Source organism: Amycolatopsis balhimycina FH 1894, from assembly GCF_000384295.1.
Lineage (GTDB): Bacteria > Actinomycetota > Actinomycetes > Mycobacteriales > Pseudonocardiaceae > Amycolatopsis > Amycolatopsis balhimycina.
In genome coordinates, this window is record NZ_KB913037.1 from 832,544 (window position 1) to 856,094 (window position 23,551).

General features: G+C 71.6%; 25 protein-coding genes. 15 read left to right on the top strand and 10 right to left on the bottom strand.

The window, feature by feature from the left end; translation table 11 throughout:
* Positions 1-30: 30 nt before the first annotated feature.
* A complete protein-coding gene (locus A3CE_RS0102890; protein WP_020638561.1) occupies positions 31-759 on the bottom strand; it encodes a GAF and ANTAR domain-containing protein in 729 nt (242 codons plus the stop codon).
* A gap of 302 nt (positions 760-1,061) precedes the next feature.
* Here A3CE_RS0102890 and A3CE_RS0102895 point away from each other — a divergent pair, with 302 nt between their 5' ends.
* Positions 1,062-1,427, top strand: a complete 366-nt coding sequence (locus tag A3CE_RS0102895) for an STAS domain-containing protein (protein ID WP_026468085.1) — start codon at positions 1,062-1,064, stop codon at positions 1,425-1,427.
* On the opposite strand, the gene ctaD is transcribed toward A3CE_RS0102895, so the two are convergent.
* Positions 1,327-3,108 carry an aa3-type cytochrome oxidase subunit I gene (gene ctaD / locus A3CE_RS0102900; protein WP_020638562.1) on the bottom strand — a complete coding sequence of 594 codons (1,782 nt, stop codon included), beginning with the start codon at positions 3,106-3,108 and terminating at the stop codon, positions 1,327-1,329. The two genes, A3CE_RS0102895 and ctaD, sit on opposite strands and share 101 nt — an antisense overlap.
* Positions 3,109-3,190: 82 nt before the next feature.
* On the bottom strand, positions 3,191-4,156 hold the full coding sequence (locus A3CE_RS0102905) for an LLM class F420-dependent oxidoreductase (protein WP_020638563.1): 966 nt from the start codon (positions 4,154-4,156) through the stop codon (positions 3,191-3,193).
* A gap of 121 nt (positions 4,157-4,277) precedes the next feature.
* Here A3CE_RS0102905 and A3CE_RS0102910 point away from each other — a divergent pair, with 121 nt between their 5' ends.
* From A3CE_RS0102910 to A3CE_RS0102920, 3 genes are all read left to right on the top strand, one after another.
* Positions 4,278-4,607: a hypothetical protein gene (locus A3CE_RS0102910; protein ID WP_020638564.1), complete on the top strand. Its 330-nt coding sequence runs from the start codon at positions 4,278-4,280 to the stop codon at positions 4,605-4,607.
* Positions 4,608-4,669: 62 nt separating this feature from the next.
* Positions 4,670-5,119: an ATP-binding protein gene (locus A3CE_RS0102915; protein WP_026468086.1), complete on the top strand. Its 450-nt coding sequence runs from the start codon at positions 4,670-4,672 to the stop codon at positions 5,117-5,119.
* Complete coding sequence (locus tag A3CE_RS0102920) at positions 5,116-5,907, top strand: SigB/SigF/SigG family RNA polymerase sigma factor (RefSeq protein WP_020638566.1); 792 nt, start codon at positions 5,116-5,118, stop codon at positions 5,905-5,907. The genes A3CE_RS0102915 and A3CE_RS0102920 overlap by 4 nt, the downstream gene beginning before the upstream one ends.
* Before the next feature lie 83 nt (positions 5,908-5,990).
* Here the strand turns inward: A3CE_RS0102920 and A3CE_RS0102925 are convergent, their stop codons facing one another.
* Positions 5,991-7,535 carry a CYTH and CHAD domain-containing protein gene (locus tag A3CE_RS0102925; RefSeq protein WP_020638567.1) on the bottom strand — a complete coding sequence of 515 codons (1,545 nt, stop codon included), beginning with the start codon at positions 7,533-7,535 and terminating at the stop codon, positions 5,991-5,993.
* Between the two features lie 128 nt (positions 7,536-7,663).
* Between A3CE_RS0102925 and A3CE_RS0102930 the strand changes: the two genes are divergently transcribed.
* Together A3CE_RS0102930 and A3CE_RS0102935 are read left to right on the top strand one after the other, a co-directional pair.
* Positions 7,664-8,176, top strand: a complete 513-nt coding sequence (locus A3CE_RS0102930) for a hemerythrin domain-containing protein (protein ID WP_020638568.1) — start codon at positions 7,664-7,666, stop codon at positions 8,174-8,176.
* Positions 8,177-8,219: 43 nt separating this feature from the next.
* A complete protein-coding gene (locus A3CE_RS0102935) occupies positions 8,220-9,017 on the top strand; it encodes a GAF and ANTAR domain-containing protein (protein WP_020638569.1) in 798 nt (265 codons plus the stop codon).
* A 60-nt stretch (positions 9,018-9,077) separates the two neighbouring features.
* On the opposite strand, the gene A3CE_RS0102940 is transcribed toward A3CE_RS0102935, so the two are convergent.
* On the bottom strand, positions 9,078-9,545 hold the full coding sequence (locus A3CE_RS0102940; RefSeq protein ID WP_020638570.1) for a hypothetical protein: 468 nt from the start codon (positions 9,543-9,545) through the stop codon (positions 9,078-9,080).
* Positions 9,546-9,717: 172 nt separating this feature from the next.
* A complete protein-coding gene (locus tag A3CE_RS0102945) occupies positions 9,718-10,182 on the bottom strand; it encodes an SRPBCC family protein (RefSeq protein WP_020638571.1) in 465 nt (154 codons plus the stop codon).
* Between the two features lie 118 nt (positions 10,183-10,300).
* Between A3CE_RS0102945 and A3CE_RS0102950 the strand changes: the two genes are divergently transcribed.
* From A3CE_RS0102950 to A3CE_RS0102960, 3 genes are read left to right on the top strand one after another with little or no spacing between them, the layout of a single operon-like run.
* Positions 10,301-10,714 (top strand): phage holin family protein, encoded by a 414-nt coding sequence (locus A3CE_RS0102950; RefSeq protein ID WP_020638572.1) that lies wholly within the window; start codon positions 10,301-10,303, stop codon positions 10,712-10,714.
* The gene (locus A3CE_RS0102955) at positions 10,711-11,016 is read left to right on the top strand and encodes a DUF3618 domain-containing protein (RefSeq protein ID WP_020638573.1); all 306 of its coding nucleotides are present in this window, start codon (positions 10,711-10,713) and stop codon (positions 11,014-11,016) included. The genes A3CE_RS0102950 and A3CE_RS0102955 overlap by 4 nt, the downstream gene beginning before the upstream one ends.
* Positions 11,013-11,279: a DUF4235 domain-containing protein gene (locus A3CE_RS0102960; protein WP_020638574.1), complete on the top strand. Its 267-nt coding sequence runs from the start codon at positions 11,013-11,015 to the stop codon at positions 11,277-11,279. Before A3CE_RS0102955 ends, A3CE_RS0102960 begins: the two co-directional genes overlap by 4 nt.
* Positions 11,280-11,335: 56 nt before the next feature.
* On the opposite strand, the gene A3CE_RS0102965 is transcribed toward A3CE_RS0102960, so the two are convergent.
* The gene (locus tag A3CE_RS0102965) at positions 11,336-11,704 is read right to left on the bottom strand and encodes an STAS domain-containing protein (RefSeq protein ID WP_020638575.1); all 369 of its coding nucleotides are present in this window, start codon (positions 11,702-11,704) and stop codon (positions 11,336-11,338) included.
* Positions 11,705-12,076: 372 nt separating this feature from the next.
* Here A3CE_RS0102965 and A3CE_RS0102970 point away from each other — a divergent pair, with 372 nt between their 5' ends.
* The gene (locus tag A3CE_RS0102970) at positions 12,077-12,631 is read left to right on the top strand and encodes a hypothetical protein (protein ID WP_020638576.1); all 555 of its coding nucleotides are present in this window, start codon (positions 12,077-12,079) and stop codon (positions 12,629-12,631) included.
* Positions 12,632-12,635: 4 nt separating this feature from the next.
* Here A3CE_RS0102970 and A3CE_RS49875 read toward each other — a convergent pair whose 3' ends face one another.
* The gene (locus A3CE_RS49875; RefSeq protein ID WP_020638577.1) at positions 12,636-12,830 is read right to left on the bottom strand and encodes a DUF2630 family protein; all 195 of its coding nucleotides are present in this window, start codon (positions 12,828-12,830) and stop codon (positions 12,636-12,638) included.
* A 55-nt stretch (positions 12,831-12,885) separates the two neighbouring features.
* Here A3CE_RS49875 and A3CE_RS0102980 point away from each other — a divergent pair, with 55 nt between their 5' ends.
* A complete protein-coding gene (locus A3CE_RS0102980; RefSeq protein WP_020638578.1) occupies positions 12,886-13,881 on the top strand; it encodes a serine hydrolase domain-containing protein in 996 nt (331 codons plus the stop codon).
* 138 nt (positions 13,882-14,019) lie between these two features.
* Here A3CE_RS0102980 and A3CE_RS0102985 read toward each other — a convergent pair whose 3' ends face one another.
* Complete coding sequence (locus A3CE_RS0102985; RefSeq protein ID WP_020638579.1) at positions 14,020-14,907, bottom strand: LysR family transcriptional regulator; 888 nt, start codon at positions 14,905-14,907, stop codon at positions 14,020-14,022.
* Between the two features lie 81 nt (positions 14,908-14,988).
* On the opposite strand from A3CE_RS0102985, the gene A3CE_RS0102990 reads away from it, so the two are divergent.
* From A3CE_RS0102990 to A3CE_RS0103005, 4 genes are all read left to right on the top strand, one after another.
* Complete coding sequence (locus A3CE_RS0102990) at positions 14,989-16,296, top strand: type III PLP-dependent enzyme domain-containing protein (RefSeq protein WP_020638580.1); 1,308 nt, start codon at positions 14,989-14,991, stop codon at positions 16,294-16,296.
* A gap of 112 nt (positions 16,297-16,408) precedes the next feature.
* Positions 16,409-17,890, top strand: coding sequence for an ArnT family glycosyltransferase (locus A3CE_RS0102995; protein ID WP_020638581.1), 1,482 nt, complete (start codon positions 16,409-16,411; stop codon positions 17,888-17,890).
* 33 nt (positions 17,891-17,923) lie between these two features.
* A complete protein-coding gene (locus A3CE_RS0103000) occupies positions 17,924-19,105 on the top strand; it encodes a 4-hydroxybenzoate 3-monooxygenase (RefSeq protein ID WP_020638582.1) in 1,182 nt (393 codons plus the stop codon).
* Positions 19,106-19,173: 68 nt separating this feature from the next.
* A complete protein-coding gene (locus tag A3CE_RS0103005) occupies positions 19,174-21,159 on the top strand; it encodes a HelD family protein (protein ID WP_020638583.1) in 1,986 nt (661 codons plus the stop codon).
* On the opposite strand, the gene A3CE_RS0103010 is transcribed toward A3CE_RS0103005, so the two are convergent.
* Positions 21,140-23,500 (bottom strand): alpha-L-fucosidase, encoded by a 2,361-nt coding sequence (locus tag A3CE_RS0103010; RefSeq protein ID WP_020638584.1) that lies wholly within the window; start codon positions 23,498-23,500, stop codon positions 21,140-21,142. The genes A3CE_RS0103005 and A3CE_RS0103010 overlap by 20 nt on opposite strands.
* Positions 23,501-23,551: the final 51 nt, after the last annotated feature.

The window sequence follows — 23,551 nt, forward strand, 5'->3', positions numbered from 1 at the left end:
GGGTACCCGGACGGACGACACGCCGGCCGCTCAGGCGGTGGTCGCGACCGCCGCCACGAACTCCGCCGCCACCTCGTGGAGCTTGCGGTTGCCGTCCTGAGAACGTTTCACCAGGCGCTGGAACGCCTCCTCCGCCGTGATGCGGTGCGCGGCCATGAGGATTCCCTTGGCCTGGTCGATCACCGCGCGGGTCTCCAGCGCCCGGTTGAGCTGGTCGACCAGCTCACGCGCCGCGAAGTACCGGCGGGCGCTGCGCAGGCCGATCACCACCGTCGCGGTGTACAGCTCGAGGATCTTCGTCCCCAGCTCGCTGAACCCGTGTTCGCCGAACCCGAAGAGGTTCACCGCGCCGGACATGTCCTCGTCCACCGTCAGCGGCGCGGCGAGGAAACTGGCGACGCCCAGCTGTTCGGCCGACGACACGAACTGCGGCCAGATGTCCCCCACCGCCCCGACGCCGACCCGGACCGGCTGCCCGGTCTCGGCGGCCCGCAGGCACGGCCCGTCCCCGATCCGGTACTGCTCGCGGTCGAAGTTCACCGCCCGCTGGTCGGTGCTGGCGACCGTTTCCGGTACGCCCTCGCGCACCAGGGTGATGCTCGCCATGTCGGCCCCCGGCACCACCTGCACCGCGTGGTCGCACACCGCCTGCAGCATCTGGCCGAGATCGAGCTCGGTGTCCAGCATCGCGGTCAGCGACTCCATCGCGACTGTGACTTCGTCCAGCCGCGCGGTGAGCTGCTCATGGCCGCCCGTCATCTGGTGACGCCCCTCATTCTTCTGCTCAGGGCGCTGGAGGACCAGGGAGGACCCGGGCGCGCGCCACTAGTGGGCCGCTAGCGCTTTAACGGGTCCAGCGCGAGATTACTGCATCCCACCTGCCCCGGGCACGAGCGGTCACCGCTGCGGCGCGCCACACGCCCATTCGGAGCAACGCCGGTTGCGAGCCCTCACCACGCGGTTAGGCTCGGGTGAACGGTTCAACCCAGCAGCCGGCCTCGATCCCCCTCGAGAGCGCGGCGGCCCCGCCGCGCTTCACCCCAGGACGGCGGCGAACCGACATGAACCTTCCCCGAGCCCGGCACCCGGCACTCCGGCTGCGGACGACGTGGCCCGCTCCGCACGCGGTCCTGGTGACCGCCCGCGGTGACCTCGACAGCGCGACCGCGGAGGACCTGGCCGCACTGCTTTCCGACCGCCTGTGGGCGACGCCGGAGCACCTGACCGTCGATCTGTCCGAAGTGGACTTCCTCGGCGTGGCGGGCCTCCGCGTGCTGCTCCACGCGGCGCTCCAGGCCGAGCAGAACGGCACCGGCCTGCTCGTGGTCACCGGGGCGAACCCGACGGTCCGGCGTGCTCTTCGCGTGACGGGAACGGACCGTCGGCTCGCTCTGTGCGCCTCCCGGCCCGAGCCCGCGCCCGCTTAGACCGCACGTGCTGCTCTTCCAGCAGCCGCTCCACGACCTCCGGGTGGTGCAGCTCGAACGCCGGCCGCTCCGAGCGGATCCGCGGCAGGTCGAGGAAGTTGTGCCGCGGCGGCGGGCAGGTGGTGGCCCACTCCAGGGAGTTGCCGAACCCCCACGGGTCGTCGACCAGGACCTGCTCGCCGTAGCGGTAGCTCTTGACGACGTTCCAGATGAACGGCAGCGTCGACGCGCCGAGGATGAACGCGCCGATCGTCGAGATGGTGTTCAGTGTCGTGAATCCGTCCGTGGACAGGTAGTCCGCGTAGCGGCGTGGCATGCCGATGTCGCCCAGCCAGTGCTGAATGAGGAACGTCGTGTGGAAGCCGATGAACGTCGTCCAGAAGTGCCACTTGCCGAGCCGCTCGTCGAGCATCCGGCCGGTCATCTTCGGGAACCAGAAGTAGATCCCGGCGAAGGTGGCGAACACGATCGTGCCGAACAGCACGTAGTGGAAGTGCGCGACGACGAAGTACGAGTCGGTCACGTGGAAGTCCAGCGGCGGCGACGCGAGGATGACACCGGTGAGGCCGCCGAACAGGAAGGTCACCATGAACCCGACCGACCACAGCATCGGCGTCTCGAAGCTCAGGTTCCCCTTCCACATCGTGCCGATCCAGTTGAAGAACTTGATCCCGGTCGGCACCGCGATCAGGAACGTCATGATCGAAAAGAACGGCAGCAGCACGGCGCCGGTGGCGAACATGTGGTGCGCCCACACCGTCGCCGACAGCCCGGTGATCGCGATCGTGGCGAACACCATCAGCCGGTAGCCGTACAGCGGCTTCCGGCTGAACACCGGCACTATCTCGGTGACGATCCCGAAGTACGGCAGGGCGACGATGTAGACCTCGGGGTGGCCGAAGAACCAGAAGAGGTGCTGGAACATGATCGCCCCGCCGTTCTCGGGGTCGAAAACGTGCGCGCCGAGCCGGCGGTCCGCCTCGAGGCCGAACAGCGCGGCCGTCAGGATCGGGAACGCCAGCAGGATGAGGATGGCGGTGAACAGGATGTTCCAGGTGAACAGCGGCATCCGCCACATCGTCATCCCGGGACAGCGCAGGGTCACGATCGTGGTGGTCATGTTGACCGCGCCGAGGATGGTCCCGAGCCCGGACACGATCAGGCCCATGATCCACAGGTCGCCGCCGATGCCCGGTGAGTGGATGGCGTTCGACAGCGGTGTGTAGGCCGTCCACCCGAAGTCCGGCGCGCCGCCGGGGGTGAGGAACGAGCTGATCACGATCAGCCCGCCGAACAGGTACAGCCAGTAGGCGAACCCGTTGAGCCGTGGGAACGCGACGTCCGGCGCGCCGATCTGCAGCGGCAGGATGTAGTTGGCGAACCCGAACAGGTTCGGGGTGGCGTAGAGCAGCAGCATGATCGTGCCGTGCATGGTGAACAGCTGGTTGTACTGCTCCGGGGAGAGGAACTGCAGCCCCGGCCGGGCCAGCTCGCCGCGCATCAGCAGCGCCATCGCGCCGCCCGCCATGAAGAAGAGGAACGACGTCACCAGGTAGAGCAGCCCGATCTGCTTCGGGTCCGTGGTCCGCATCAGGGCCAGGAGCGTCCCGCCCTTGGGGCCGCGTCGCGCCACGGCCAAGGGCACCGCTTGAAGGGTCGGTGCCGGCTTCAGTTCGGTCATCCGCAACTCCCGTCGCCGGATTATCCGTACTCTGCGTCATACCCCTGATGACCGAACGGCGCCCTACCCCGTACGGGTGAAACTATTCGCGCAGGGCCGGGAGCAGCTCCTTTTCGGCGAAATCCAGAAAGCCCTCCTGCTGGTCGCCGCCGATCTGCACCAGGGCGACGTCGGTGAAGCCCGCCTTCTCGAACTCGCGAACGCTCTCGACGATCGGCTCGGCGTCCGGGCCGCACGGGATCGAGCCGGCGACGTCGTCCTCGCGGACGAACTGCGTGGCCCCGGCGAAACCGGACGGACCCGGCAGCTCGGCGTTGACCTTCCAGCCCCCGGCGAACCAGCGGAACTGCTCGTGCGCGCGCTTCACCGCCGCATCCCGGTCGGTGCCCCACGACACCGGCAGCTGCCCGACCTTGCGGCTCGGCGCGCCGCCGAGCTTCGTCGCGTCCCACTCGCTCGACAGCTCCGCCTTCGGCTCGACGGCGATCATCACGTCCGCGACGGGGGCGAACCGCTGGACCGACTGCGAACCGGACACGGCGACCCCGATCGGGATCCGCTTCTCCGGCAGGTCCCACAGCTTCGCCGAATCGACGCGGAAGTGCTTGCCCTCGTAGTCGAAGTACCCGCCGTCGAACAGGCCGCCGATGATCTGCACGGCCTCGGCGAGCATGTCGTGCCGGACGTTGGCCGGCGGCCAGCCACGGCCGACGACGTGCTCGTTGAGGTTCTCGCCCGCGCCGAGGCCGAGGGTGAACCGGCCGCCCGAGAGCGCCTGCACGGTCGCGGCCTTCTGCGCCACCACCGCGGGGTGGTAGCGCATGGTCGGGCACGTCACGTAGGTCATCAGCTCGACGCGTTCGGTGGACTGCGTGACCGCGCCCAGCACGCTCCAGGCGTACGGCGCGTGGCCCTGTTCGTCGAGCCAAGGCGAGTAGTGGTCGCTCATGACCTCGAAGTCGAAGCCGGCCTGTTCCGCCTCGGCGGCGAACCGGACCAGGTCGTTCGGTCCCGCCTGCTCGGTCATCAGGGTGTAGCCGATCCGCATCGGCGCCTCCTCTCGGGTCGGCTCTCCGCGTACCCGCCACACGAGGTCCGTAACCCGCGCAGCCGGACGTTTATCCCGTGATCACCCGGGTAACCGCTCTCGCGAGACGAAGGGACCGGACATGCCTCAGTCGTGGAGCGGCAAGCGCGAACGCCAGTACGAGCACGTCAAGGACTCGGCCGAGGAGCGCGGGGCGAGCACCAAGCGGGCCAAGGAGATCGCGGCCCGGACGGTGAACAAGAACCGCGCCCAGTCGGGTGAGTCCCGGCAGGCGAGCAAGACGTCGGTGCAGGACAAGTCGCCGCAGCAGCGTGGCGGCGAGCGGTCCGGCAACCGCAAGGGCCCGGGTGGCCCGACCAAGGACCAGCTCTACAACGAAGCGAAGAAACGGAACATCAACGGCCGGTCGACGATGACCAAGAAAGAGCTCGAACGGGCGCTGGGCCGGTGACGATCCCCGAAATCCCTGAACACGAAGTGTCAGCATTCGCCCAGATGGGTAGTACCTCCGGCATGGAAGAAACGCGAAGGAGCAGCTTGGCCGGCGGCAAGCCGACCATCGACGAGCTGCTCGACGAACTGGTGGAGCTGCGGCTGCCCGCGATGGCGGAGCAGATCCCGCTGGTCCGCATGCTCACGCACGGCGTGGTCTCGCGCGCGGACTTCGGGCTCGACGCGATCGCCGACGCCAAGATGGCGGTCGACGAGGCCTGCGCCCAGCTCGTCCAGCTGGCCGAGCTGGGGACCCAGCTGCACTGCCGGTTCCGCCTGGCCCCCGACGGCCTGCACGTCATCGTTTCGACCCGCTCGAGCGACCCGAGACCGCCGAGCGACCGCACGTTCGGCTGGCACGTCCTGACCACGCTGAGCCGATCGGTGACCGCACACTGCGACGTCCTTCCCGGTGGAGGCGCGGGCATTGTCACGATCGAGCTGGTGCTGAACCCGGGAACGAGCGCGTGAGCGGCGAGCGGAAAACCCTCCTCCACCGCCCGGACGAATATGCCCACTGCGAACCGCTGTTCGAGGAGCTGGGCGAGCTCGGTCCCGACGACCCGCGGCGCGAAGTCGTCCGCAGCAAGCTGGTGACCGAGCTGCTCCCGCTCGCCGAGCACATCGCGACCCGCTTCTCCGGCCGCGGCGAGCCCCGGGAGGACCTGGTCCAGGTGGCGCGGATCGGCCTGATCAACGCCGTCGACCGGTTCGACCCCGCCCGTGGCCACGACTTCCTGTCCTTCGCCGTGCCGACGATCATGGGCGAGGTCCGGCGTCACTTCCGGGACACCGGCTGGTCCGTCCGGGTCCCCCGCCGGCTCAAGGAGCTGCACCTTTCGCTGAGCCAGGGTTCGGCGGTGCTCTCCCAGCGCCTGGGCCGGGCCCCGACGCCGACCGAGCTGGCCGAGCACCTGAACCTGGACGTCGAAGAGGTCCGTGAAGGCCTCCTCGCCGGCAACGCCTACCAGGCGCTGTCGGTGGACAAGCCGGTCCACGACGACGCCGAGGCCCTCTCGCTGGCGGACACCATGGGGGAACCGGACCACGAGATGGCCATGGTGGAGAACCACGAGGCCCTCCAGCCGCTGCTGCAGGAGCTGCCGAAGCGCGAGCGCGCGATCCTGGTCATGCGCTTCTTCGGCGGGCTGACCCAGACCCAGATCGCCGACCGCGTCGGCATCTCCCAGATGCACGTCTCCCGGCTGCTGTCGCAGACCCTGGAGCAGCTGCGCGGCAAGCTCACCGGCGACGCCTAGGCTCGCCGTTCCCTTGCGCGGACGTCTTGAATGACTCATTCAGGACCTCCTGAGCCCTGAATGAGTCATTCAAGACAGCCGGTTCAGCCGAGCCAGCCGGGGCGGGTGCCCTTACGCAGCCGCCGCCACTCGCGGGTGAACCGCTCGCGCAGCCTCTCCGCCCGTCCGGCGTCCTGGGCGTACAGCATCCCGAACGTGAAGGTGTTCTGCCCCTCGCCGTGCCCGGCGACGGTGAGGTGGTGGAGGGTTTCCCGGCCGACCACGGTGTCCTGGTAGTCGCCCAATGTGACCTGGACGGCCTTCACGTTCTTGCGCCACTTGCGCACCTTCTTGCCGTACACCGGCTTCACCGTGTCGGCGGCGTAGCGGGCCCGCTTCGCCTTCTTGCGGACGTCGTGCAGTGCGTGCTCGAGCTCGCCGCCTTCCAGGCCACGGGTCGCCGCTTGCGCGCGGTTCAGCTTCCGAGCCGCCTTGCGCAGCGGCTTCCGCAAGGCCGCCTTCGCGGGCTTGCGCGCCTTCGCGGTCAGGGGCGGTTCCTCCAGAACGGCGTCCAGTGCCCGCAGCAGCGCCACGTAGCGCTTGCCCGTCAGCGCCGCCATCGCGCGGGTCCGCGCTTCCGCGGCCTCGCGGGCGAAGTAGCGGGTGAGGTACTGGCGCAGCGGCCCGAACACCAGTTCCGGGGGCACGGCGTCGAGCTGCTCGCCGAGCCGCTCCTCGCTGACCTCGGTGTCCCTGGCCGGCGACAGCTGCTGCCCGAGCCACCTCAGCTCGGCCACGATCGGCGCCGTCTCCCGCTCGTCCAAGACGGACCCGAAGCTGCGAAGCGTGCTGCGCAGCTTCCGGGTCGCGACGCGCATCTGGTGCACGGAGTCGTCGACGTCGAGCCGCACCCCGACGTCCGCGCGGCACAGCCGGCCGTAGTGTTCACGCAGCGACGCCAGCACGACTTCGCCCGCCGACGGCTTTTTGTTGCGGCGGTCGCGGCGGTCGCGGCGGTCGCGGCGGGGCGGCGCCGGCACGCGGTCGCCGATCAGGCGCCGCAGCTTCGACGGCCACGGCGACGCCGACGCGCCGGCTTCGGCCAGTGCCCGGTCGAACTCGTCGAGCCGTCCGGGATCGGTGCCGGGATCGAGCTCCAGCTCCAGTTCGCGCCACTCGTCGAGCCGCGCGGCCGCCCCGCCCGCCTCCCCGGTCACGTGGTCGTCGGTCAGGACGGCGATCGTCCGGCCGCCGGCGTCGGCGAGGCGGTGGGCGAACCGGTCGGTGCGCAGGTGCGCGATCGGCACCAGCTTCTCCCCCAGCGTGTACGCGCGCACCAGGCGCCGGAGCCTGCCGGGCACCTTGTGCGGGTCGCCGCCCGGCGGGAGCTGGAGCTCCTGCCGCTCGTCCGCCGACACCGGCAGCTTGAGGTGCCAGCCGGCGTCGGACCCGCCGACGCGCCGCCGCAACGTGATCCCGCCGCGCGCCAGCCGGAACCCTTCGGTGTCGTAATAGGACGCGTCGAGGACCTGCTCGACCGGATCGTCCTGGTTTTCGACGCCCGCGACGCCGATCAGGCTGGGCACGCCGCTGCCCGCGACGATCTCGTACTTGCGCTCGCGCTCGGTCACCGACGACGGCGCTGCCATGGTTCGTCCTCCTCGGAACTCGGTACTTCTCCCAGGGATACCCGGCCGATCGCCACCCGACACGGGATTCGGCGCCCGAACAGCGGGTATCCGGATCCGGAATCCCGATGTCCGGACCAGGAGAGGGCATGAACGACGCAACCGACCTGACGACCGTCCTCGCCGGCGACCACCGCGAGCTCGACCGGCTCTGCACCGAGCTCGAACTCGGCCAAGGCAGCCCGGAGAACCGCAAGGATCTCGCCGACCACCTGATCGCCGAGCTGGTCCGGCACGCCGTCGCCGAAGAGCCCTACCTCGACGGCGAGGGCGATCTCGCCGAAGCCGACCGCCTGATGCGCCGGCTGGAGGGCGCGGGGCCGCAGGAGACCCGGTTCGAGCGCCTGCTGGGCGGGCTGATCCGCGCGGTCCGGCGGCACGTCCGCGACGAGGGGCCGGCGGCCGTGGACGAGGTCCGGCGCAGCTGTTCCCCGCAGCGGCGGGCCGAACTGGGCAAGGCAGTGCGGGAATCCCGGGACGCCGCGGCGACGGTGCCGCACCCGGATCTCGCCGACCGGGTGCCACCGGCCGACCAGCTGTGGCCGGGGCCCGGGTTCGTCGACCGGGCCCGTGCCGCGCTCCAAGCGCCGGCTTCGGGTTGAATGGACACTCCGCCACCCGATTCCGGAGACAGTGAGGACCGCATTGAGCGTCGGCGAAGAAGAGTGGGCCCGGGAGCGGGCCTGGTTCGCGCAGGACGGTGAGCAGGCGCCGGGTCCGCTGGCGCAGCAGTTCGCCGACCTGACCCGGACGCTGCTCGACGCGACGCCGACCGTCGGCGGGGTGCTCAAGCTCGTCGTCGGGGCCGCGATAGCGCTCATCCCGGACGCCGACCTGGTCAGCGTCACCCTGCGCGCCGCCGACGGCACGTTCCACACCCCCGTCGAGACGCACCCGGTCGCCGAGCGGCTCGACCAGGTGCAGTACGACCACGGCGAAGGCCCGTGCGTGGAATCGGCCCGCCCGGACGGCCCGGCCATCGGCTGGTCCCAGGACCTCGGGCGCGACCCGCGCTGGCCGGCGTTCGGCCCGGCCGCGGCCCGGCACGGCTACCACTCGGCACTGGCCACCGCCCTGCTCCCGGACGCCCGGCCACCCCGGCTTTCGGGTGCGCTGAACGTCTACTCGCGCACGCCGGGCGCGTTCGGCTCGCCCGCCATCGACGTCGCCCTGTTGCTGGCGACGCACGCGTCCCTGGCGCTGGCCCACACCGAAGCCGTCGCGACGGCCGAGCTGGAGTCGGCGCACCTGCGGCGGGCGGTCGACAGCCGTGACGTCATCGGCCAGGCGAAGGGCATCCTGATGCAGCGCCGCGGCATCACGGCCGACGAGGCCTTCGACGTGCTGCGCCGCGCGTCCCAGGACCTCAACGTCAAGCTCGCCGACCTCGCGAAGACACTCGCCACGCGGCACACCGAGGTCGACCTGCCCGCCGAAGCCTGACCCGCGCCGAAGCCGCCACTTTCACGTGAAAGTGGCGGCTTCGGCGAGTCGTCGGATCGCTTACGGGGCGGAGTACGGGGACCGGTCCTCGAGCGACGGGCTCGCCGCCGGGTACCGGCCGTCCTGGCCCGGCACCGGGGTGACCGTCGGGCCCTGCGGCTCCGGCTGGATCCGCTGCCGGGGACCGCGCTGGACGACCGCCTCGACCTCCTGCTCGCCGCGGATGCGGGCCAGCACGCCGAGGGTGATCGCGTGGGCCAGCGCCAGGATCAGCAGCAGCACGCCGATCCGCCCGACCACGCCGGGCAGGTCGCTGCTGCCCATGTCGATGGTCGAGATCAGCGCCAGCACCCCCAGCGTCGCGAGGTGGAACAGCACGGTGACCAGGCGCGTCATCGAAGCGCCCGCCGCCGGGTCGCCGTAGGAGTTCTCCAGGTACCGGCGGCCGCTGCGGTAGATGATCTGCCCGTCTATCAGGACCAGCGCGACGCCGATCGCGAGGAACGACAGATACGCGTTCGTGGTCATGCCGGACGCTCCTTCCTGGGGGACCTTGCGGGGGGAATACCCGGCAGGTCGCGGAGGGAAACGCCGCGGTCACCCCGTGAAAGTGCCCGGGTCCGCCCACCCGGGGCCCGCGGACGCGAAACCGGCGGGGCGGGATGCGTCCCGCCCCGCCGTGGTGTCCTGCCCGGACGGACTACAGACCCGGGCGGTCCACGTCACCGCGCCAGGCGCCGGTCTCCCGGCCGCCGCGCTGCTCGATGAATTCCTTGAACCGCTTGAGATCGCCCTTCACCCGGCGGTCGAGCACGCCGAGCTTGTCGGCGACGTTCTCGGCGAACCCCTCCGGGTCGATCTCCATCTGCGCGGTCACCCGGGTGTGCGCGTCGTCGAGCCGGTGGAAGGTGATGACACCGGCGTGGTCCGGCCCGGAGTCGGACGTCCAGGCGACCCGCTCGTCGGGGTGCTGTTCGGTGATCGTCGCGTCGAACTCGCGCGTCACGCCACCGAACCGCGTCACCCAGTGGGTGTGGGTGGCGTCCACCTGGCGGATCTCTTCGACGCCCTCCATGAACTTCGGGAACTCCTCGAACTGCGTCCACTGGTTGTACGCGGTGGCGACGGGGACTTCCACGTCCACGATTTCGGTGATCGTGCTCATGCACTCCTCCTGATCGGTGGTCGAAAACTTCGGCTACCCGGTGCCGCCGGGGCCAAACCCGCCGTGGTTGACCCGCGCCGGGCCCGGGTATCCGGCGGCCAGGCCAAGGAGGTGTTCCGTGATCGAAGAGGTGAACAAGAAACCGGCGGCCGAGCGTTCGGTCGGCGAGCTGGTGGCGGACCTGACCGACGAGGTCAAGCGGCTGGTCCGCGACGAGATCCGGCTGGCGGTCGTCGAACTGCAGCACAAGGGCAGGAAGCTGGGCTTCGGCGCCGGGTTGTTCGGCGCGGCGGGCCTGTTCGCCTTCCTCGGCGCCGGCACGCTGGTGGCGGCCGCGGTGCTCGCACTGGCGCTCGTCGTGCCGGGCTGGCTGGCGGCGGTCATCGTCGCGGTGGCACTGTTCGTGGTGGCCGGGATTGCCGCGCTCGTGGGCAAGAAGGAAGTCACGCAGGCGGTACCGCCGGTGCCCGAAGAAGCGATCAGCGGCGTCCGCGAAGACGTGGACACCGTGAAACAGGGAGTGCGGACATGAGCGGGGACTTCCCGAAGAACGCCGAAGAGGCGCGGCTCGACCGGGACACCACCCGGGAAGAGCTCACCGAAACCCTGGAGGCGCTCGGGCAGAAGCTCGACGTGAAGACCAGGGTTTCCGAAAGCGTCGACGAAAAGCTCGACCAGGCGACCGCAAAGGTCGCCGGCGTGACGAACGAACCGACCGCGGTCAAGTTCCGCCAGGGCGCCGACGCCGTCCGCGCCAACCCGTTGCCGGTCTTCGCCGGCGTGCTGGGCCTGGTGATCCTGATCCGCCTGATCCTGCGCCGGAGGAACTCGTGAACAAGGTGCTCTACAAGCCGCTGAGCTGGGTGGTGGGCGCGCTGGGCGGCATCCTCGCCGGCCAGGCGTTCAAACAGGTCTGGACGCGCGTGGCCGGCGAGGAGGACGCGCCGGAGGCCACCGACCGCGATTACAGCTGGCGGCAGGTGATCGTCGCGGCGGCGGTGCAGGGGGCGATCTTCGGCGCCGTCAAGGCCGCCACCGAGCGGGCCGGTGCGGTCGGCTACCGCAAGGCCACCGGCGACTGGCCGGGCGAAGAGTGAGTTTCCGGGGGCTCCGGGTGGCGGAGCCCCCGGCCATCACCATCCACAGAGGACAGTCAGGCTTCCAGGCCGGGCGCCGGTGCCAGGACGGCGAGCGCGGCCCCGACCCCGGGGTGGATCTTCAGCACCACATCGGCGCCGGTGGCCTCGAGCGAGCGCGCCACCGCGTGCCCGCCGCGTACGACCGCGAGTTCGGTGCGGGCGTTCGCCTGCAACAGCGACCGGACCCCGGCGCAGCTGAGGAAGGCCACCCGGGAAAGGTCGACGACCAGCCGATCGCCGGTGGCGAGGGCTTCTTCGAGGGTCCCGACCGTGGCGGCGTCGATGTCGCCGACCAGCGTGAGGACGCGGATCCCGCCGGGTCGATCGGTCGTGGTGACGGTGAGGCCGGACGGTTCGTCGATCGTGCGGAAACAGTCGTACATGGCGCTCCCTTGCTCAGCGTACGGGGGCGCTGACCGGAGCACGTGTCTGAACAACAGCCAACACCCCTGACCGTACGCCACTGGGGCGAGAGGTCAACCCCACGGGTTTCCCCGCTCCGACCTCGGGTAATCCGTTCGGGACGAGGAGATCCGACCGGAAGGGGATCCATGCGTGTCGTGATCGTCGGCGGGGGTTTCGCCGGCTACTACACGGCGAAGAGCCTGCGAAGACCTCGAAATCGTCATCCTCAACCCGACGGTGCTGGAGGCGCTGACCGGCCGCCAGACCGTCCAATGGGGACTCGTCCGCTCCGGCGCCGTGCCGCTCGACACGGACACCCCGGAACTCCCCCGACGCTGAAGGAAGGCCCGATGACCGCCGCACCCGAACCCGTCCGTTCCGAAGGCCCGTCCGTGGTGACCGCCGGCGACCCGGCAGGGCCCAAGGTGATCGTCCTCGACCCGGCGGGTGCCGGAAAGCACGACGAGCTGCCCGCGACCTGGCGGCCCCTGGCGGAACGGCGGGGCATCTTCTGGTGCCGGATCACGGCCGGCGGCGCCCTGAGCGAGGCCGACGACCTCCTCGGCGACGCCGGCCCCGGCGATCCCGAGATCACCGTCGTGGTGAGCGGCCCCTTCGCGGCGGAAGCCCTCCAGCTCGTCGAACGCCACCCGGGCGCGGCGGCGCGGCTGCTGCTGGTCGACCCGGCTTCGGACGCGTTCCTCGCCTCGGGCGACGCGTCGGCGGCCAACGAGGCCTGGCTGGCCGAGCACGACGACGTCGTCGCGAAGCTGCGCGACGCGGGCACTGACGTGCGGTTGATCGCCTCCAGCACCGAGAGCCCGGAAGACCGCGTGCCGCCGCCGCTGCCGCTCGGCCACCCCGGCGTCATCGCGGCGGTGCGCTCGGCCCTCGGCGAGAGCTAGAGGCTCACTCGTCGTCGAAGACGGCGAGTGCCTGGCGGCGGTGCAGCAGCTCGACCGCCGCGTCCAGCCGGCGTTCGAGGTCCTTGAGCCGGAGGCGCTCATCTTGCGTCAGCCCGCCGTGGTGGAGGGCAGCGGCGCGCAGCCGGTGTTCTTCGTCGATCAGGTTGGCGATGCGATCGGTGATTTCGTGCGCTGGCATCGGAAATCCCCTCCTGTCCGCCCGCAGCATACGCCGCGTCGGTAGCCTCGCGTGGGTGATCGAGGTCGCCGAACTGGTGCGCGCCCGCGGGGCCCGGGCGAGCCTGTGCGTGCTGCGGGACGGCCGGGTCCTGATCGACCACAGCTGCGGCGGCCCGCCGGACGGGTTGTTCTGGATCTTCTCGGCGAGCAAGCCGTTCGCCGCGCTGCTGGTGCACCGGCTCGCGGTGGCCGGGGTCCTCGAGCTGGACGCGCCGGTGGCCCGGTACTGGCCGGAGTTCGCGGGCGGCGGCAAGAGCGCCGTCACGATCCGGCACGTGCTGGCGCACCGCTCCGGCTTCGCCACGGCCCGCGGCTTCGCTCTCGACGCGCTCGCCATGAGCGACTGGCCGCGCGCGGTCCAGGCGATCGAGCGGGCCACGCTGCGGTGGCGCCCCGGCGAGGTCACCGCGTACCAGCCGATCGTGTACGGCCACATCCTGGGGGAGCTGGTCCGCCGGGCGACCGGCGCCCCGGTGGCCGCGGTGCTGCGGTCGGAGGTCCTCGGCCCGCTGGGCCTTTCCGACACCCACCTCGGGCTGCCGGACCGCTTGTGGGGGCGGCACGTGCCGATCCGCGGCCACGGCCTCGGCGGCCCGCCGACCGCCCGGATGGTCAACCGCCGGTCGGTCCGCCGCGCGGTGATCCCGGCCGCCGGAATCTCGACGACAGCACGCGACCTCGCCCGCTTCTACCAGGCGTTGCTGGACGGCTTCTCCCGCGAAGCGGTCACGGAGGCCCGGCGCCCCTCGGGCGACGCGGTGCTCGACCGCACGATCGGCACGCGGATCCGCTGGGCCCACGGCTTCCAGCTCGGCGGGGCAGGCCGTCCGATGGGATCGCTGAGCGCGCGGGAGACGTTCGGGCACAACGGAAGCAACTGCTGCATCGCGTGGGCGGACCCGGGACGGCGGCTGGTGTTCGCGTACCTGACAGACCGCATCGTCGCCGGCCACAGCGCAGCAGCCCACCTGGGCGAGGTGGCGGACGCGGTGCTGAAGGCCTGCGACTGACCGGTTTCCCGGAACTCGCGTGATGGAAAGGTCGACACCCGTGATTGAAGAGCCGACACGCGTGATTGGAGGGACGACACGGCGAACTACGCTCGATCCGGCGTGTCGTCCCTCCAATCACGCGTGATGACCCTTCGATCACGGGCCGGTTCCGTCGCGGGCCAGGTCGACGAAGGTTCGCACCACCGGGGGTAGCGGGCCGGCTCGCCAGGCGAGGCCCAGGTCGATCCTCGGCGCCGGTTCCTCCAGGCGCCGCAGCACCACGCCGCGGCGGCGCAATGCCCGCGCCCGGTGTTCCGGCACCGCGGCGATGCCCGCGCCTTCGGCGACCGCGCGCATCAGCTGCTCGTCCTCGGGTTCCTCGCGGACGATCGGCGGCAGCCCGCCCGGCCAGACCTGGCCACTGATCGCGTCGTACTGCCCGGGGCCGTTCTCCCGCGGCCAGAACACCACCGGCTCGGCGGCGATCCAGGCCCGCCGCACGCGGCCGCGGCGGCGGGTCAGCGCGTGCGTGTGCGGCAGCGCGAGCAGGACTTCCTCCGAACCGACGACGGCGACCTCGACGTCCGGGACGCTCACCGGCGGCCGCACGAAGCCGACGTCGATCTCGCCCGCCGCCAGCCGGGCCAGGTTCAGGCTGGTCCAGCCCGTCTCCAGGGCGAGTTCGACGTCCGGGTGCCGCTCGCGGTACGCCGCGACCAGGTCGCCGGCCAGCGGGCCCGGCGCCGAACGTGTGTAGGCGATCCGGAGCCGTCCGGCGTCGCCCCGGCCGGCCGCGGCGATCACGCCCCGCGCCCGGTTCAGGCGGTCGAGCAGTTCGCGGGCCTCCGCGGCGGCGACGCGCCCGGCCTCGGTCAAAACGAAACGCGGGCCCGAGCGGTCCAGCAGCGCCACACCGAGTTCGGCTTCGAACGCGCGGATCTGCTGGCTCAGCGACGGCTGTGACACGAACAGGCGCGCGGCCGCCTTCGTGAAGTGCATCTCTTCGGCGAGCACGGCGAAGTAGTGCCATCGGCGCAGGTCCACCCAGCCACTATAGGTCGAGCCTATGCTTTCATCGGGACGGAGTCTTGGACCCGCCGCACCGGGTGCTGCTGTCCTGGGAACGTGAACCGAACCGAACGAAAACTCCGCGCCGTCTCCGCCGCGGCGGAGCAGAACCTCGTCGACCCGCTGGCCGGGTTCGTCGACCTCGACGGCCTCCGCGAGGCCGTCGAGGACCTGACCAAGGCGTTCGCGCCGCTCGGCCGCGTCCAGCACACGGTCGCCGTCAAGGCGTGCGGGCTCGCTCCGCTCCTGCGGTTCCTCGGCGGCCTCGGGGTCGACGCCGAGGTCGCGAGTCCCGGCGAGACGGCGGTCGCGGAAGCCGCCGGGCTTCGCGGCGCGCGGCTGGTGCTCGACTCCCCCGCCAAGACCACCGCCGAGCTGGCGCACGCGCTGGCCGAGGGCACCGCGGTCAACGCCGACAACTTCCAGGAGCTCGCCCGGCTCGACCGGCTGGTCGGCGCGGTACCGCCGCGGTCGGTGCTGGGTGTGCGGATCAACCCGCAGGTCGGCGCCGGCCTGATCGGGGACACCAGCACCGCCACCGCGGTGTCGAAGTTCGGCATTCCCTTGCGCGACCACGGAAACCGGGGGTTGCTGCTCGAAGCGTTCGCGTGCCGGCCGTGGCTGACCCGGCTGCACGTCCACGTCGGGTCGCAAGGCTGTCCGCCGGAGCTGATGGCCGAGGGCGTCGCCACGGTGTACGAGCTGGCCGAGGAGATCAACGCCGAAGCGGGGTACCGGCAGGTCACCAGCCTCGACCTCGGGGGCGGGCTCCCGGTGAACTTCGCCTCCGAGGAGCCCGGCCCGACCTACGCCGGCTACGTCGCGACGCTGCTCGATCGCGTCCCCGCGCTCGCCGACGGACGCTACGACTTCGTCACCGAGTTCGGCCGGTCCCTGCTGGCGAAGAGCGGCTTCCTGGTCAGCACGGTGGAGTACACGAAGGTCGCCGGTGGCAGGCCCATCGCCGTGACGCACGCGGGTGCCCAGGTGGCGGCCCGCACGGTGCTGCAGCCGGAGCACTGGCCGCTGCGGCTCGGCGCGTTCGACGCCAAGGGCACCCCGAAGCCCGGACCCGAAGTGCCGCAGGACATCGCCGGTCCGCTGTGTTTCGCCGGCGACCTCCTCGCCCGGGAGCGCCCCCTGCCGCTGCTGGAACCCGGCGACCTCGTCGTCGCCCACGACACCGGCGCGTACTACTTCGGCGCGCACTACGCGTACAACACGCTGCCGCGCCCGGCCGTGCACGGGTTCACCGTGTCCCCGAACGGTCACGTGGAGTTCACGCCGATCCGCCGCGCGCAGTCCCTGGCCGAGCTGGTCGCCGACGCCGGCGGCGAATTCCTCGGGGCGCTCCCGGAGGCTTGATCGACCGCGTACGATCCGGGCACGCCAAGGGGAGGCTGCCATGGGGGCCAGTCGCACGCGAGCTTTTCGGGGGTCCGGGTGGCGGAGCCTCCGGCCCGGGCCGGAGGCCCGGTTGTCACTGCCGCGGTTCGCCGCGCTGCCGGTGGGAATTGTCGTCGCCGTCCAGGCCGCTGTGCTGACGGCGCTGTCCGGACGCTACGGCTTCCACCGCGACGAGCTGTACTTCGTCGCCGCCGGCCGCCGTCCGGACTGGGGCTACGTCGACAACCCGCCGATCACGCCGTGGCTCGCCCGCGCGTCGACGGCGTTGTTCGGCGAGACGCCCGCGGGTTTGCGAGTGGCCGCCACCCTGCTGGGCGTGGCGACCGTCGTGGTCGTCGCGCTCATCGCTCGCGAGTTCGGCGGCGGCCGCGGCGTCCAGCTGTTCACCGCGCTCGCGACGGCGTTGTCGACCTACGTGCTGGTCGTGTCGCACATGCTGGCCACCAACTCCGCCGACGTGCTGCTGTGGTCGCTGATCGCGTTCTTCGGCCTGCGGCTGCTGCGTACCGGCGACGGCCGGTGGTGGCTCGCCGTCGGCGCCGCCGCCGGGCTCGGCCTGGCGAACAAGTGGCTGGTCCTGCTCCTGCTGTCCGGGCTCGGCGTCGGCGTGGCCGTCGCCGGGCCGCGCCGGGTGTTCGCGACCTGGTGGCTCGCGGCCGGCGCCGGAATCGCCGTAGTGCTCGCGGCCCCGGTGGTGCTCTGGCAGGCGTCGCACAGCTGGCCGATGCTCACCGTCGCGGGCGGCATCAGCGAGGACGACGGCGCCGAAAACCGCGTCCTGTTCGTGCCGATGCAGCTGGTCCTCCTCTCGCCGGTCCTGGTGCCGGTGTGGATCGCCGGGCTCGTGCGGCCGTGGCGCGAACCCGGCCTGCGCTGGGCCCGGGCCCTCGCGATCGCCTATCCGGTGGTCTGCCTCGAGCTCCTGGTCCTCGGCGGGAAGCCGTACTACTCGGTGCCGCTGCTGCTGCCGCTGGTGGCGCTGGGTGCCGAGCCGGTGCTGCGGTGGCTGGGCCGTGGCGGGACGCTGCGCCGCGCGCTGACCGGCGGGGCCGCCGCGGTGTGCGTGGCCGTGTCCGTCCTCATCGGACTCCCGATCGTGCCGGCGCCGGCCCTGAACGGTCCCCTGCTGGCGATGAACAAGGAGCCGGGCGAGCAGGTCGGCTGGCCGGACTTCGCCGACAGCGTCGCGGGCGCGTGGCAGCGGATTCCGGACACCGAGCGCGACACCGCGGTGATCGTCGCCGGGAACTACGGCGAAGCCGGGGCGATCGAACGCTACGGTCCCGAACGCGGGCTGCCGCAGCCGTACTCGCCGCACATGTCGTACGCCGACTGGGGCCCGCCGCCGGACCGGCTGGTCGGGCCGGTGCTGCTCGTCGGGCGGATCCAGCCGGGCTCGCCCGCGTCCCGGCTGATCACCGGGTGCCGTCCGGTCGCGAAACACCGCAACACCGCAGGCGTCGACAACGACGAACAGGGCGTCGTGCTCTCGCTGTGTTCGCTGACCCGGCCGTGGTCACAGGCGTGGCCCCAGCTGCGGCACTACTACTGAGCGGTTCGTCCGGTTCGCGCTACCCTCGGGCGCATGGTGTCGACGCGCACGGCGGTGGCCGTGCTGGGGGCGGGCCCGGCCGGACTCACGGTGGCGAACCTCCTGCGGCGCGCGGGGATCGGCTGCGTGCTGCTGGAGCGGGAAAGCCGGGCGTTCATCGAACAGCGGCCACGGGCCGGGTTCATCGAAGAGTGGGCGGTCCGCGGGCTCGAACGACGCGGTCTCGGCGAGCAGCTCGTCGCGAAGGCGCCGCGGCACGAGAAGTTCGAGTTCCGGTTCGCCGGGCGGCGGCACGTCTTCCGCTACGGCGACGTCACCGGGCAGCGGCATTTCGTTTACCCGCAACAGCTTCTGGTGACCGACCTCGTCGCGCAGTACACCGGCGCGGGCGGTGAGGCGGTCTTCGGGGTTTCGGACGTCCGCCTTCACGACCTGACGTCGGACTCCCCCGCCGTCACGTTCCGGGCCGGCGGCGATGAGCACCGGCTCGACTGCGACTTCGTCGCCGGCTGCGACGGCGCCCGCGGCGTCTCTTCGACTTACCTGCCGGAATCCGCCGTCCGCGCCCACCACGACTACGGAATCGGCTGGCTCGCCCTGCTCGCGGAGGCGCCACCGTCCGCCGACGGCGTGCTGTTCGGCATCCACCCACGCGGGTTCGCCGCGCACATGGCGCGCACGCCCGCGGTGACGCGGTTCTACCTGCAGACCGCGCCGGGCGAGACCGAAGCGGACTGGCCGGACGAGCGCGTGTGGCGGGAACTGCACGCGCGGCTCACCGTGCCCGGCGGGGAGATCATCGAAGGCACGCTGGTCGAGAAGCGGATCCTCGACATGCACAACTACGTCGTGGAGCCGATGTCGCACGGCCGGCTGCACCTGGCGGGCGAGTCGGCGCACCTGGTCGCCCCGATCGCGGCGAAAGGCATGAACCTCGCCCTGCACGACGCGTTCCTGCTGACCGACGCGCTGGCGGCGTACTACGCGGACGACCCGGCCCCGCTGGCCGGCTACTCCGCCGCGTGCCTGCCCCTGGTCTGGCAGTACCAGGAGTTTTCACTGTGGCTGTCGGACATCTTCCACCACACGGCCGCCGGGACGGAGAACCCGTTCCTGGCGCGCATCGCGGAGGCCCGGATGCGCCGCCTGCTGGGTTCCCCCGCCGCGGCGGCCGCGTTCGCGGAGCTGTACATCGGCAAAAACGCGGACTTCTGAGGCGCGGCTGACACTGTCAAGAAGAACAAGACTGCACTTTCCGCGAGATCGCGGGCAGGCTCTCCGGCATGCAGGAACTCGCCGCCGAGCAGGACCACGTGAACGTTCTCTACGCCCGCCTCGACGCCCTGCGGGAGGAAGCGGCCGCCGCGCTCGCCCGTGGACACGCATCGGACGTGTGGCGGGCCGAGGTGGCGCGGCTGGCGGCGGTCGAGGACGGGCTGTGCTTCGGCCGGCTGGACCTGACCGGTGGCCGGCGTGTCCACATCGGACGGATCGGGCTGTTCGAAGACGACCGCGATCCCCTGCTGGTGGACTGGCGCGCGCCCGCCGCCCGGCCCTTCTACACCGCGACCGCCGCCGAGCCGGGCGAAGTCGTGCGCCGGCGGCGGATCACCACCCGCGGCCGGACCGTCGTCGCCGTGGACGACGAACTGCTCGACCCGGACGCGCCGACCGACGGGCTGGTCGGCGAAGCCGCGCTGCTCGCCACCGTGACGGCCGAGCGCACCGGGCGCATGCGCGACATCGTCACGACCCTCCAGGCCGAGCAGGACCGGATCATCCGGGACGACGCCAGGGGCGTGCTCGTCGTACAAGGCGGACCGGGCACGGGAAAGACGGCCGTCGCCCTGCACCGGGTCGCCTACCTGCTCTACACCCACGAACACCTGCGCACCCGCGGGGTGCTCGTCATCGGCCCCAGCCGGGTGTTCCTCGACTACATCGGCCAGGTGCTGCCCGGGCTCGGCGAGAACCGGGTGGTGACGGCGACCGTGCCCGATCTCCTCCCCGGCGTCGCGGTCACCCGGGAGGACACCGCCGCGGAAGCCGCCCGCAAGGGCCGCGCGGACATGGCGACCCGGCTGGCCGAGGCGGTGCGAGCCACCGTCCGGGTGCCCGAGGAGCCCCTGGGCGTCGAGTTCGAGCAGCAGGTCCTGCGCCTGGACCCGGCGGTGGTGCGCCGGGCCGTCCGGAAAGCCAGGGAGACCGGGCTGCCGCACAACCAGGCGCGGGACGTCTTCCACCGGGCGGTCGTGGCCACGCTCACCGGGGAGCTGGTCGACCGGATGGAGGCGCTCGCGTTCACCGAGACCGGTGAGGCGCTCGACGGCGGCAGTGCCGACGGCCGCCTCGGCGACGCCGAACTGCGAGCGCTGGCCGCCGCGGGTGTGGTGCTCGACCCGGACGAAGACGACGGCCCGCGTGTCCTGCTGGACGAGGTGGACCGGCAAGCCTTGCGGACGGCCGTGCTCGGCGACACCGGCGTCCAGGACGTGCTCGACGAGCTGTGGCCGTCCCTGACACCCGCGGAGATCGTCGAGGGGCCGTGGAGTGCCGCGGACATCCCGCTGCTGGACGAGGTCGCCGCGCTGGTCGGCGAGAGCGTGCCGGTGTTCGGGCACGTCGTCGTCGACGAGGCCCAGGAACTGTCCGAAATGGACTGGCGAATGCTGGCGCGCCGCTGCCCGTCCCGGTCGATGACCGTCGTCGGGGACCTGGCCCAGACCGGGAGCGCGGCCGGCGCGACGTCGTGGGACCGGGTGCCGCGGCCGCACCGGCTCGCGCAGCTGACCGTCGGCTACCGCACCCCGGCGGAGATCATGGAAGTCGCGGCGGAACTGCTCGCCCGCCACCACCCGGAGTTGCGGCCGCCGACGTCGGTGCGGGCGAGCGGAAAGCCGCCGTGGCGCCAGGCGGCCGCCGACGTGCCCGGTGCGCTCGCCGAACTCGTCGGCGAGCACACCGGGGGCCGGCTGGCGATCATCGCGCCGGAGGCCGGCGAGCTGGCGGCCGTCCTGTCGCTGAGCGTGCCACCAGACCTGAGCGCCGGAGTGGTGCTGCTGACCCCGGCCGAGGCGAAGGGCCTGGAGTTCGACGCCGTTGTGATCGCCGACCCCGCCGCCGTCCTCGCGGCGGGCCCGCACGGCCCCAACGACCTCTACGTGGCGATGACACGAGCCACGCAGTGGCTGGGCGTGGTCCACCCCGGGCCGGTCCCGCCGGAACTGAGATCGCTGGCGCAGCGGCGGGTCAGCTCCAGGCGATCTTGAACACCCAGGTGAAGCGGCCCGACTGGCGGGCCGCGGCCGGGACGTCGATGACCAGCGAACCGTTCTCGACCGTCCAGTGCAGGGTGCCGCGATACCCGAGCAGTGTCACCCGGTCCCCCGCGCGGATCGGGACCGGGGCGTCCACGACCACGCGGCTGCCCGGCGCCACCAGCGAATGCACGTAGAACGCCTCGTTCTGCTTCACCGTGAAGCGCAGGTCGCCGAGCTGCGCCATCCGCGACCAGTACGTCGTGCCGTAGATCGCCTCGCCGTTGACCTTCAGCCACGCGCCCGCGTCCCGCAGGTGCTTCTGCATGACGTCCGGGATGGTGCCGTCGAAGTCCGGTCCGATGTCGAGCAGGAAGTTGCCGTTCTTCGAGACGATGTCGACGAGGGTCCGGACGACCTCCTCCGCCGTCATGTACTTCGCGTCGGGGGTCGCGCGGTTGTAGCCGTAGGAGAACGGGTCGAGCCCACGGCTCGCCTCCCACTTCGCCACCACGGTGTTCGGGTACGTCGTGTACTCCGGCGTCGTGAAGTCGTGGTCCGGGATGCCGCCGCGGTCGTTGTAGGTGACGTCCTTGGGGCGCTTGCGGTTCTTCGCGCGGTTGAAGTACTCGGTGAGCACGTTCCGGCTGTCGTTGACGCCGCCGATGTCGAACCACAGCACGTCGGGGTCGAACTCCGAGATCAGCTCCAGCACCTGCGGCGCCTGGTAGTCGCGGACGAAGTCCTTGCCGGCGGTGTAGCCGGTGTAGGGCAGCGACGCGCCGGTGTAGGGATTGCGCGGCGCGTGGCCCATCCACGGGTTGTCCGGGTTGAACCATTCCGGCAGCGAGAAGTACAGGCCGTTGCGCAGCTGCGGGGTGTACTTCCGGGAAGCCGCGAACAGCTCCGCGATGACGTTCCGCTTCGGGCCGAGCTTGACGGAGTTGCGGTCGCTGACCTTGGTGTCCCACAACGCGAAGCCGTCGTGGTGCTTGGACGTCAGGACGTAGTACTCGGCACCCGCGTCCGCGATCAGCTTCAGCCAGGTCCGCGGGTCGAACTTCGCCGCGGTGAACATCGGGATGAAGTCGTCGTAAACGAAGTTCTCGCCGTACTTCTCCTTGTGGTAGGCGTATGTCGGGCCGTTGGGGTCCTGCTGGTTCTGCCAGTACCACTCCGCGTACTGCTGCCCGACCGGCGCCCACGCGGGCACGGCGTACACGCCCCAGTGGATGAAGATGCCGAACTTGGCGTCGGTGAACCAGTAGGGCGCGCGGTGCGTCGAGAGCGACGCGTCGGCCGGGCGGAAGTCCGGGACACCGAGGGTGATCGGCACCTGCTGCGTGGCCAGCGTGCCGCGTCCCGCGGTGACGCGGAGCTGGCCGTTCGTCGTGGTACCGGGTGGCACGGACGCGTTCGGCGCGAGCCCGAGCCGCACGGTCGCCTGCTCCCCCGGCGCCAGCGCGCGGATGGCCGCCGGCACGGTGGTCCGGCCGCCGGGGACGTCGACGGTGACGGTGACCCGGTCGCGGGCGCCGAGCCACACGGTGCCGGCGTTGACCACGGTCGCCTCGGCGGCCTGCGGGCCCCCGTCGGACAGCAGGTTGGCCGTCGAGCGGCCGTCCAGGATCAGCGCCGAACGGCCGACGGCGACCGGCTGGAGGGTGAGCGCGAAGACGTGCAGGCTGGAGACGTTCGGCGCGGGGTTGGCGGTGGTGGGCAGGGTCAGCGCGACGGCTTCCCGGGCCGGGTCGACCCAGACCTGCCCGGTGGCCAGCGAAACCGGGTTGTTGTCGACGACCCCGCCGGGCGCGTAGCGGAACGGCGAGACGAGCGCGCCGCTGCCGGTGTACCAGTCCGGACCGGACAGGGAACCGGTGCTCGTGCTGCCGTCGGCGTAGTGCACGGTCGCCGTGCCGCCGGTGGTGCCGTAGCTGGCGGCGACCAGGAAGTACGCGACGAAGTAGCGCCCCTTCGGCAGGTCGATCTTCTGGCCGGTGGCGGCGATGTTGTTCTTCGCGCCGGCGGCCGCGGACCCGAGCTTGAACGGGACGCCACCGGCGGTGGTGGTCTGCCCGGCGGGCAGGTGCTCGGCCGGGAAGGTGTAGCCGGACCCGTCGAAGTCACCGCCGGTCGCCGACGCGCTGTCGATGCCGTCGTTGGTGAACCAGGCGTCGAGCGCGACCGGGACGGGTGGCGGAGGCGGCACGATCGGGGTGTCGGGGCCGTCTGTGCTGTCGGGGGCGGCGTCCACGGGTATGGCCGCACCGGCGGGGGTGAGGCCGGCCGCGCTGAGCGCGACGGCGCCACCGAGGGCCATGCCGAGGGCTTGGCGGCGGGGGAAGGTCGTCATTGAACCTCCAGGGATCGGATGACTACGGCGGATTTACGGCAGAGTTCGCCC

Coding starts and splice junctions, on each gene's coding strand:
- A3CE_RS0102925 (WP_020638567.1), bottom strand. CDS start 7,535: ATGGCAGCGCCGTCGTCGGTGACCGAGCGCGAGCGCAAGTACGAGATC.
- A3CE_RS0102945 (WP_020638571.1), bottom strand. CDS start 10,182: ATGAGCACGATCACCGAAATCGTGGACGTGGAAGTCCCCGTCGCCACC.
- A3CE_RS0102895 (WP_026468085.1), top strand. CDS start 1,062: ATGAACCTTCCCCGAGCCCGGCACCCGGCACTCCGGCTGCGGACGACG.
- A3CE_RS0102965 (WP_020638575.1), bottom strand. CDS start 11,704: ATGTACGACTGTTTCCGCACGATCGACGAACCGTCCGGCCTCACCGTC.
- A3CE_RS0102910 (WP_020638564.1), top strand. CDS start 4,278: ATGCCTCAGTCGTGGAGCGGCAAGCGCGAACGCCAGTACGAGCACGTC.
- A3CE_RS0102940 (WP_020638570.1), bottom strand. CDS start 9,545: ATGACCACGAACGCGTATCTGTCGTTCCTCGCGATCGGCGTCGCGCTG.
- A3CE_RS49875 (WP_020638577.1), bottom strand. CDS start 12,830: ATGCCAGCGCACGAAATCACCGATCGCATCGCCAACCTGATCGACGAA.
- A3CE_RS0102955 (WP_020638573.1), top strand. CDS start 10,711: ATGAGCGGGGACTTCCCGAAGAACGCCGAAGAGGCGCGGCTCGACCGG.
- A3CE_RS0102905 (WP_020638563.1), bottom strand. CDS start 4,156: ATGCGGATCGGCTACACCCTGATGACCGAGCAGGCGGGACCGAACGAC.
- A3CE_RS0102890 (WP_020638561.1), bottom strand. CDS start 759: ATGACGGGCGGCCATGAGCAGCTCACCGCGCGGCTGGACGAAGTCACA.
- A3CE_RS0102970 (WP_020638576.1), top strand. CDS start 12,077: ATGACCGCCGCACCCGAACCCGTCCGTTCCGAAGGCCCGTCCGTGGTG.
- A3CE_RS0102930 (WP_020638568.1), top strand. CDS start 7,664: ATGAACGACGCAACCGACCTGACGACCGTCCTCGCCGGCGACCACCGC.
- A3CE_RS0103005 (WP_020638583.1), top strand. CDS start 19,174: ATGCAGGAACTCGCCGCCGAGCAGGACCACGTGAACGTTCTCTACGCC.
- ctaD (WP_020638562.1), bottom strand. CDS start 3,108: ATGACCGAACTGAAGCCGGCACCGACCCTTCAAGCGGTGCCCTTGGCC.
- A3CE_RS0103010 (WP_020638584.1), bottom strand. CDS start 23,500: ATGACGACCTTCCCCCGCCGCCAAGCCCTCGGCATGGCCCTCGGTGGC.
- A3CE_RS0103000 (WP_020638582.1), top strand. CDS start 17,924: ATGGTGTCGACGCGCACGGCGGTGGCCGTGCTGGGGGCGGGCCCGGCC.
- A3CE_RS0102915 (WP_026468086.1), top strand. CDS start 4,670: ATGGAAGAAACGCGAAGGAGCAGCTTGGCCGGCGGCAAGCCGACCATC.